This window comes from Flavobacterium tegetincola DSM 22377 (assembly GCF_000425485.1).
Lineage (GTDB): Bacteria > Bacteroidota > Bacteroidia > Flavobacteriales > Flavobacteriaceae > Flavobacterium > Flavobacterium tegetincola.
In genome coordinates this window covers 40,730-49,754 of record NZ_AUDN01000028.1, presented here as the reverse complement: position 1 = coordinate 49,754, position 9,025 = coordinate 40,730, and the positions used below count along the sequence as shown (strand labels likewise).

Annotated in this window: 8 protein-coding genes and 1 pseudogene; 3 read left to right on the top strand and 6 right to left on the bottom strand. The window is 31.6% G+C overall.

Features of this window, described 5'->3' with window-relative positions:
- Window positions 1-210 (bottom strand): transposase (locus tag H602_RS18480; protein WP_035759226.1); only part of this gene is annotated, 210 nt, incomplete at its 3' end.
- Window positions 211-609: 399 nt separating this feature from the next.
- Between H602_RS18480 and H602_RS0108525 the strand changes: the two genes are divergently transcribed.
- From H602_RS0108525 to H602_RS18475, 3 genes and pseudogenes are all read left to right on the top strand, one after another.
- Complete coding sequence (locus H602_RS0108525; protein ID WP_026977633.1) at window positions 610-1,086, top strand: Dps family protein; 477 nt, start codon at window positions 610-612, stop codon at window positions 1,084-1,086.
- A gap of 233 nt (window positions 1,087-1,319) precedes the next feature.
- Window positions 1,320-1,988, top strand: a complete 669-nt coding sequence (locus H602_RS0108520; RefSeq protein ID WP_084404227.1) for a BON domain-containing protein — start codon at window positions 1,320-1,322, stop codon at window positions 1,986-1,988.
- An 89-nt stretch (window positions 1,989-2,077) separates the two neighbouring features.
- A pseudogene (locus H602_RS18475) lies at window positions 2,078-2,974 on the top strand (3-hydroxyacyl-CoA dehydrogenase).
- Between the two features lie 85 nt (window positions 2,975-3,059).
- Here H602_RS18475 and H602_RS0108510 read toward each other — a convergent pair.
- The 5 genes from H602_RS0108510 to H602_RS0108490 form a co-directional block, all read right to left on the bottom strand.
- Window positions 3,060-3,419, bottom strand: coding sequence for a hypothetical protein (locus H602_RS0108510; protein WP_026977631.1), 360 nt, complete (start codon window positions 3,417-3,419; stop codon window positions 3,060-3,062).
- A gap of 87 nt (window positions 3,420-3,506) precedes the next feature.
- On the bottom strand, window positions 3,507-4,271 hold the full coding sequence (locus H602_RS0108505) for a sigma-70 family RNA polymerase sigma factor (RefSeq protein WP_026977630.1): 765 nt from the start codon (window positions 4,269-4,271) through the stop codon (window positions 3,507-3,509).
- 490 nt (window positions 4,272-4,761) lie between these two features.
- Window positions 4,762-5,832: a response regulator gene (locus H602_RS0108500; RefSeq protein ID WP_026977629.1), complete on the bottom strand. Its 1,071-nt coding sequence runs from the start codon at window positions 5,830-5,832 to the stop codon at window positions 4,762-4,764.
- Window positions 5,825-7,855: a sensor histidine kinase gene (locus H602_RS19340; RefSeq protein WP_051224308.1), complete on the bottom strand. Its 2,031-nt coding sequence runs from the start codon at window positions 7,853-7,855 to the stop codon at window positions 5,825-5,827. Before H602_RS19340 ends, H602_RS0108500 begins: the two co-directional genes overlap by 8 nt.
- Window positions 7,848-8,915: a mechanosensitive ion channel family protein gene (locus H602_RS0108490; protein ID WP_035759224.1), complete on the bottom strand. Its 1,068-nt coding sequence runs from the start codon at window positions 8,913-8,915 to the stop codon at window positions 7,848-7,850. Before H602_RS0108490 ends, H602_RS19340 begins: the two co-directional genes overlap by 8 nt.
- Window positions 8,916-9,025 lie beyond the last annotated feature (110 nt).

The following is a 9,025-nucleotide window of genomic DNA, read 5'->3' as shown; positions in this document are numbered from 1 at the left end:
TTCCTTCCTCAATGCCTTAAGTTCTTGTTCCTCTGGCGAGACGTCTCGCTTCTTAGAGAAATCACCTGATTTAGCTTCATATTCACGTCTCCAACGACGCAGCATATTGCCATTCAAGCCATACTCATCACTTACTTCCTGTACTTTTCGTCCCGAATTTAATAGTTCAACCAACATAACCTTAAATTCTTGTTCATAAACTTTTGCCATAATTCAAATATACTATTTTATGGGCTCAATAAATTCGTCTCAGCAAAGGTAGACACTCCAATCAACCAAAGAAAAGGAACAAGAATTTGAGAGAGAGTTCACTCATGATATGGATGAATTAGGTACTGCTTTAAAAGATCTTTTTAAAGACAATGTGAAATAACGTAAACAGTGATAATTATGCCGATTTTAATTTTAAATGCAAGGGAGTGTTTTATAATAATAGAATAAAACTTTGGTGAATACGTCAATAGTAGTTAGCTGAGAAATATTTATAGGGTAAGTTTTGCGTAGTTGTTTTTATAAAAAAATATAAAATAGGGGATACTGATCTAGGTCATTTTAATTGTTTTAGAACAGTAATACCTTTGAATAATTATAAATTTAAAACGAAAAATAATGAAAACTCCAAACATCGGAATTTCAACTGAAAACAGACAAGCAATCGCAGACCAATTGTCAAAGATATTGGCAGATGAATTTATATTGTATTCAAAAACACTTAATTTCCACTGGAATATTGAAGGAGCTGATTTTCACTCTGTACACTTATATTTAGAAACCTTATACCAAGAACAACAAGAAACTGTTGATACCGTAGCCGAAAAAATACGTGCGTTAGGTCATTATGTACCTGCCACTTTGAAGAAATATTTAGAATTAACGCATCTTACGGAAGAAACGAAGGGTAAAAATGATAGCCAAAGTATCTTTGCTGAGCTATTACAAGATCACGAAAGCATTATTGTATTTATCAGAGAAGAGATAAAACCCATTGCTGATAAAATGAAGGCTGATGGAATTAGCGATTATATCACAGGATTAATGGAACAACATGAAAAAACAGCTTGGATGTTGCGTTCTCATTTAAATTAAAAAGGCTGTATTAATGCTTACTAATTAATTTTTTTTTACCCAAATGGATTTACTCTGTTTGGGTTTTTGTTTTTTGATAGGCTAGTTTTATATTCGATAATAGAATAATGTCCAATGATTTTCATCTTTTGTTAAAGTTTTATAAATTATCAATGCTTTGATGTAGATCAGTGTTAGTACTTTATAGTCGTTATATATTTGTTCTATAATTATTCATAATTTAAATAATATAAATGATGAGAACAGATGTAGAAATAAAAATAGATGTAGTCGCTGAATTAGCTTGGCAACCAATTATCAATGAAACACAATTAATTGTTGAGGTTAAAGAAGGAGTCGTTTGGCTAAGAGGTATTGTTAGTAATTTGGCTGAGAAAGTAGTTGCAAAAAAGGCCGTAAAGAAAATAATTGGCGTTATAGATGTTGTGGATGAAATTGAAGTTAAAATCAAAAATAATTTTAGTGATGAAGACCTTACTGAAAAAATTAATTCTGATTTAAAATGGAATGCATCTGTGCCTCAAGAAGAAATTAGTGTAAAAGTAGAACAGGGAAATGTTTTTTTATCAGGTAGCGTAAAGTGGGCCTATCAAAAAAGTGAATCCGAAAAATGTTTACAATATATTGATGGTGTTAAAAGTATTACCAATACGATTAGCATAACTTCTGAAAATGTAACACCTACTAACATTAAGGAAAATATTAATAAAGCTTTTGAACGTTCCGCCAGCATTGATTCCAAAAAAATCACAGTCATTATTGAAGGCAATACTGCAATCTTACAAGGTAAAGTAAACTCAATTAAAGAAAAAGATGACGCACTTATTGCGGCTTATTTGGCAGAAGGAATTACTAATGTAAAGAATGAAATACAGGTAGAATACGATCCTATTTACCTGTAAAAACAAGAAATTAGTAAAGAAAAACGTCGTGCTACTTAAGAATGAACAAAAAAATATAGCACGATAGAAAAGAATTAAAACTTATAGATATGACTTATAAAAATATTACCGTAGCAGGAAGTGGTGTTTTAGGATACCAAATTGCTTTTCAAACCGCATTTCATGGATTTAATGTGACCGTTTATGACATCAATGATGCTGTATTAGAAAAAGCTAAAGCAAAATTCAAAGACTTAAGTGAATCCTATAAAAAAGATTTGAAGGCAACACAAGAACAGTTGGATCAAACCTTTAAAAACTTGAGTTATAATGCAGATTTAGGAGCTGCAGTTGCAAATGCCGACTTACTGATTGAAGCGGTTCCAGAAAGTCCAGCGATAAAAATTGATTTTTACCATAAATTGGCCAAAGTTGCTCCCGAAAAAACAATTTATTAGCCCAATTCATCAACGCTTTTACCAAGTGATTTTGCAGACGCTACAGGAAGACCAGCAAAGTTTTTGGCGTTACATTTTGCAAATACGATTTGGATTCACAACACTGCCGAAATCATGGGACATGCCGGAACAGATCCTAACGTTTTTAAAGATGTCGTGCTTTTTGCTAAGGCTATTGGTATGCTCGCTTTGCCTGTGCTTAAAGAACAACCTGGATACATTCTTAACTCTTTATTAGTACCTTTATTGAGTGCTGCGACTAACTTGCTAGTGAACGAAGTTGCTGATGTGGAGACGATAGATAAAACATGGATAAAAGCAACGGGTGCACCTGTAGGACCTTTTGGAATTCTTGATGTTATAGGCATTACAACGGCATATAATGTCAATGTAATTGCAGCGGAGAAAACACAAGATGCGTTAAAAATAAAAACGGTAAAATACTTAAAAGAGCATTTTATTGATAAAAATAAACTAGGTGTTGCTACAGGTGAGGGGTTTTATAAATACCCTAATCCAGCATATGAAAATCCTGATTTTTTGAAGTAGGTTTATTTAATTTAAGCGTACTAATTGAAGTAAAAAAAGAGGATAAACAGATTTAATGCTGTTTATCCTCTTTTAATTTAAAGAGTTAGGAACGTTTTTTAAGATATCCTTTTAAAATATCTATTTGGATTGCACCGACAGTAGATAAATTGGAATCGGCGTTCATTAATACCAAACCATAACCTAAATCAGACAGTTTGCAATCTTGAATTATTTCGTTATTAATGCCGCTATAAATAGGCATAAAATGTTTTTCGACTTCAATTCCTGAAACATTTGCGACTTTAATAGCTGTTGTAAATGCATTAGAAATTTGATCAGGCGATAATCCCTTATCTAATAAATCACTAGCCAAATGTTTCATATTTTTAGCATTGTAAAAATGCATGAAATTTTGAATATTGTTATTTACTTTGTATTTTCTCTTGTATAGTAATAGTTCCATGGATTGTAGTTTCTAGATTATTATGTAATGAGATTTTATATACTGCTGCACTATATTTTTTATGACTTGAGCCATCAACATTAGAATTTAAGCATATCTTTTAAGGAAACTTGCCTGTAATGCTTTTATAGCGTCATTCAAAAGTTGGGAAACTTCTTTTCGTGTATTGTTTCTAATTTTGGCAATTTCTTCTAATTCTAGTTGTTCAATAGCGAACAATTCAAATACATTGCGCATGGAATAAGGCAAATTGTAGAGTACCATTTGAATGTGATTTTGAATTTCTTCGGCACTTAATTCTTTGTCTATTTTTTCGATCAACGCTTTTTGATTGTCTTCTATAAATACATGATTTAAAGTATAGTCGTTATGGTTATATGAAATATCATCAAGTTCTTCTATCATCAAGAGATGTCCATCTCCATCGGTGCTAAAATTTTCTTGCATGGCATCCCATTCTGGCTTAGAATAATCATCTATGTTTTTAAAGAATAATTCATCAAACTCTTCTTCTACAGTGCTATCTTCTAGAAGTTCATTGGTTTTTTTAAACAACCAGAGATAAAAATCCTTCTCTTGTTTTACCTCATCAATGTGATCATAGATTTCGATGAAAAGTTGGTCAATAATATCGTCAGCTTTGATTTTGTTTTTTGGGAAGTGCCCTTTTTTAATTGCAATATTGAGTTGCCCGTTTACATACTTTTTTATTTCAGGCATTATTTTTAACACCAATGCATTAAAAGAAGGTTTATCGTCTTCTTTTTTTAGTTTAATAAGATCCGGATACGTATTGCTTACGAATAAACGGAACTCTTTTTTGTCTTGATAATAAGAAATATTTGTTTGCATGAGTGATTACTTTAATAAGTTTATAGTAAAGATAGGTACTTGATTTTTTTTCTAAAATGACGCAGGTCAGTCTGTTAAAATTGATTAGGTTGTTCACTTAAATTTTAACTGTAAAATAGGAGCATTATCTTAAGATAAGATGATTTCAAGAAAAAGTTCATTAGAAACAAGAGCATAAAATAATATAAAACTGATGTAGGTCATTTAGAAGATGGCAATCAGTTATTATTTTTGTGGTATAAAGAAAGAAAATTGTTGTTTAAAAATATAGATTTTCACTGTGGTATTGAAAATCTTGCAGGTAGTAGAAGTTGTTTGTAATTGCTATGTTATTAATGTTTTTGGCTATTTGTTGTTCTTAATTAAGAGCAGCAATTATAAAGTAGGACTACTATCTTTAAAGGAACTAAGGCTAATGGTTGTCTTAGTTCCTTTTTTTATATAAATGTAGTATAGAACCAAAATAATTTACAATTAGAACATTAGTTTATTAATAATTTTCTGCAATTTGTTTTAATCTATTTTTATCTTTTAAAACTAGTCTTTTGTTTGGTTCTACAGCAATCAGTCCTTCGTTTTTAAATTCCGTCAACATTCTAATAGCTGTCTCAGTAGCAGTTCCAATAAGTCCCGCAAAATCTTCTCTACAAATAGACATTCCCTTATGGTTTTCATCCTTCATCATTCCTTTGTCATCAAGGTCTAATAGTGCTTTGGCAGTGCGTTGACGTACGGTCGAAAATGCCATGTTTACTAATTGATCTTGCAAGCCAATTGCATTGTTAGAGATCATATTTATAAATTTATTAGAGACTTCTTTATTACTATATAAGAGTTGTACAAAATCGGCTCTTGGAATAGCACAAATTGAAGCATCTCCTAGCGCGCTAGCTGTTTCTATGTAAGAGCCAGTAGAATTAAGAAGAGACAACTGACCAATAAAATCACCCGGTCCATACATTCCCGTCACAAATTCTTTCCCGTTTTCGGTCGTTCGGTATGTTTTTACATTACCACTATCAAGAAAATATAAGTGATGAGCAGCACTACCTTCTGTAAAAACATTTTCTTTATTTTTATATTTCTTTAAGACTCGGTTTTTAGAAAGTTCCACAAGGTTTAAGTAAGCAGATGCTTCATTAAGAAACTCACTTACACCATGAATACTTTTTGAATATTCCTTATCTAAAAATTTCTTTTTCTTAATGCGACATGCAATTGCTCCTAATAAATCTTCCTCTTCAAATGGTTTGATTAGATAATCGTCTACACCCAAATTCATCCCTTTTCTGATCTCTGCTTGTCCAGATTTAGCGGTGAGAAATATAAAGGGAATAGGAGCAGTTATCGTGTTTTTGCTTAAAGCATCATATACACCATACCCATCTATTTCAGGCATCATAATATCACAGATAATAATATCAGGAATATGCTCTAGGGCTTTTTGAATACCAATTTTACCGTTTTCGGCAGTAATAACAACGTAATTCTCTAGTTCAAGAATTTCTGCAGTATTTTCTCGTACGTCCTGATTGTCTTCAATTATAAGTATTTTACTCATTTTTTTTAGTATCTAATGGAAATTCAATATAAAAAGTAGCGCCTTCTTTTAATTCACTTTTAAAAGTAATAGTACCACCCATTAATTCAGTATACTGTTTCACAATATTGAGACCTAAACCAGTTCCTTGAATATTTGAAGCGTTGTTGGCACGATAAAACCTTTGAAATATATTGCTTTGATCTTCGATAGGAATTCCTATTCCTTGGTCAATTATTTCAATGTTTACATGCTCATTATTACTTTTTATTTTGATAATTATTTCTTTATTTTCTTCTGAATATTTTATAGCATTAGAAACAAGATTATAAATGATATGCTTGACTAATTTTAAATCTAAAAAAGCTTCAATTATTGAATTTTCAGACTGTAGCCTTATAATTTGTCCCTTTTTTTTGATGTCCTCTAATTCTTCGAGTAATGATTTTGTGAATGTAACCAAATCAAATAATACAGGCTGAGCAATTATTTTTCCTTCTTGTAGTTTGCTCAGGGATAGAAAATCATTTAGAATTACGACCAAATTCTTCACATTCGATCTTATTTTAGACACATAATTTATTCTTTTAGCTTCTTTTCCAACACCATTTTGTTTTTCGATTAAAATAGCCGAAGATAAAATGGCGCTCAAAGGAGTCCTAAACTCATGCGAAGCCATAGAAATAAAACGCGATTTTAACTCGCTCAATTCTTGTTCTTTTTTTAAGGTACTAAACATTTCAAATTCAGCCTTCTTTTGCAAAGTGATATTATTATAAACTAATAAAACTTGTTCAATAGTATTATTCTCATTGTACAATGGGGTGGTATTAACTAGGTAGTGATTGTCTCTAAATTCGATTTCATAGGAGAGATGTTCCCCTTCAAGCGTTTTTACTATTTTTTCTCTGGAGATTTTCTTTATTTCATCTGAGACACCAACAACATCGCCAAGTACGGTTTTGTTTTTTACCAAATTATCAAAACCCAATGCTATAACCTCTTCCCCTTCGACAAATACAATCCTCAATTTAGAATCAACAACGGCAATAAATCCTTTAGGGAAATTATGAGAAACATTATCTAGCAATTGCTTGCTGTTTAAGGCTTTTCTTTCGGCCTCTTTGGTGACATGAATTTGGTTATTGAGATTTACATTTAATTTGGTTAATTTTTGAACAATAGCATTGAGCTCAGTAGTGCGTTCTGTTACTTTCTCTTTTAATTCAATGGTGTAATTCCGTAAATTTTCTTCACTATCTTTTAGTTGTTCTTCGGCTTTTTTTTGCTTAGTAATATCTTGAATAGTACCATACATTTCTTTTGTATTACTATTCGCATCAGATACAATTTTCCCTTTGGTTAAAACATTTCTTAAAGAACCATCGGGTCTAATAATTGTTTTTTCGTATTGATAATCTGTTTGATTTTTGATAGCAAGAGCCACTATTTTTAAAGTATTTTCTCTTTCATCTGGATGAATAAAACTACTTAAAGTGTCTTTATTGAGTCGCACATCACCAGGTTCAAGACCGTAAATTCTATAGAACTCGTTTGACCAGCTTCGTTCATTTGTTTGTAAGTTCCAATACCAGTTACCTACATGTGCAATTTGCTGGGCTTCAGCCATTCGGCTTTCACTAACGATTAAGGCATGTTTTGCAGCCATACGCTCTGTAACATCAATAATAAAAGCAATTACTACTTTTTTATTATCTATTTCTGTAGGGCTCAAGCTTATTTCTAATTGAAATTGAGAACCATCTTTTTTTAATCCCCATAAATCCAAATCATGTCCCATGCGTCTTGCCTTGGGTTTTGAATTATAGTTAGCTCTATGAGAATGGTGGTTGTTTTTAAAGCGAGAAGGAATAAGATTCTCTACATCTTCATGAATTAATTCTTGTGAACTGTAACCAAACATTTGCTCACCAGCTGGATTTGCTTTAATTATTAATCCATTGCCATCAATGACTAAAATTCCTTCCACAGAGGAGTGAAAAATATTTTTAAAAAGCAGGTTTTCTTTGGCGCTATCACTCATTTTTACTTTTTTTAAATTCGTCTACTTGTCTTAATTTTGGTAAAGAATCAGGATAGTTTTCTTGTATAAAACCTATGAGTTGTTCTCTCATTTGACAGCGTAAGGTCCAAACATCTGAGGCGTTTTTAGCACTAAACGTACAACGCAATTCCATTGCTCGATCATCGCTTTTAGTAACTAATAGTTCCCCAACTTTTTTATCCCATAGCAGGTTGTCATTTAAAAGTGCTATTAGTTTTGTTCTTAGTTTAGCAACAGGAAAAGTATAATCTACAGAAATAAAAACACTACCAATTAATTCTCTAGAACTAAAAGTCCAGTTTACAAATGAGTTGTCACTAAAAAAATTAAGAGGAACAACGAGTCGCCTCCAATCCCAAGTTTTGATCACAACATAGGTAAGTGTGATATCTTCGACAGTACCAAACTCCCCTTGAATAACAACTTCATCATCAATTTTTATAGGCTGAGTAAAGGCTATTTGAAAACCCGTAATAAGATTGGCAATTGATTTTTGGGCGGCAACACCCGCAATGATACCAATTACACCTGCCGAAGTTAGTATGGTTGTGCCTAATTTTCTTGCTGCAGGAATATTCCATAAAACAACAGCAATGGCAATAGTGATAATAATGATAATTGAAAAACTTTTCATGAAGCGCAGTTGCGTCAAGACTTTTCTTTCTTTGGCTTGATGGAAGCCATCAACAGTAAATTTTTGTTGTACAATTTCTTCGGCTGCATTCAATAATGCAATCAATATCCATGAGAAGTTGATAATGATTAAACTTTCAACGATTGTTTGCCAGTAAGATGCTAATCCAATAATACTAAAAGAGCTGTAGATAAATAGAAATGGTAACAGGAATTTAGCTGGTTTTTTTAAATGCTTGAGTAATTGTGCTTTTAAAACGGTTGGTTTCTTAGTGTTAGAAAATGTAAGAAGCCAAAATAACCCCCACCTTAGTAATAACCCCAATAAAATACAGCCTAAAATTACTATGCTATAAGTAATAATGGGCTTAAGAGAAAAAGAATTTATAATTTGGTTTAAATTCATAAAGCATAACAAAAATAAAGTAATGTTTAAACCTAAAAAATGACATTGGTCATCTTTTCTATTTATTTCAAAAAACCTCCAAAATCAATTGAGATTGGAGGTTTTTGTTT